1 protein-coding gene is annotated in these 489 nt (G+C 39.9%); it reads right to left on the reverse strand.

Annotated features, from left to right (window positions below; genetic code table 11):
* Positions 1-420: transposase (locus SAZ04_RS21655; RefSeq protein WP_332699568.1), on the reverse strand; the 420-nt coding region annotated here is incomplete at its 3' end.
* Positions 421-489: the final 69 nt, after the last annotated feature.

The raw sequence follows: 489 nt of genomic DNA on the forward strand, positions 1-489 counted from the left end.
AAGGGCAACTGTATCATCAGTGATAAATCCTTCTAGAATGGCTTGGAGGATTTGAGTTTCTTGAACACGTTCAAGAACATCTGATTCAACTAACTTCGTAAGCATTCTTGAATAAGAGGCTTCGGATGGAATCGCATCAGATAGTAGAAATCCACAATCCAGACGAAACATAAAGTCATTCGTTAAACGTTTAATGAGATCTTTAATCGTAGGAATTCGTTCAAGAATTCTAGCCGCAAGAGAGTAGGTCATGGCTGCATAATTAAGCTGAACAGGAGCACCATATAGGGCTTTTTTTGATACAACAGCTAGAATCGGATCAATCTCAATCGTCGAAAACACCGCTTCAAAACGGTGGGTAGGTTCTAAGTCATATAAATCTTGCAGGTCAAATAGGCTTCCTTGTCGTATAATAGTCATAAGGGAGTCTTCCTCCAGTCGTTAGTTTTGTGTGGTAACTTACTAATTCGACTTTTGGGGAGGTACTCC

The organism is Halalkalibacter lacteus (genome assembly GCF_036663595.1).
Taxonomy (GTDB): domain Bacteria; phylum Bacillota; class Bacilli; order Bacillales; family Bacillaceae_D; genus Halalkalibacter; species Halalkalibacter lacteus.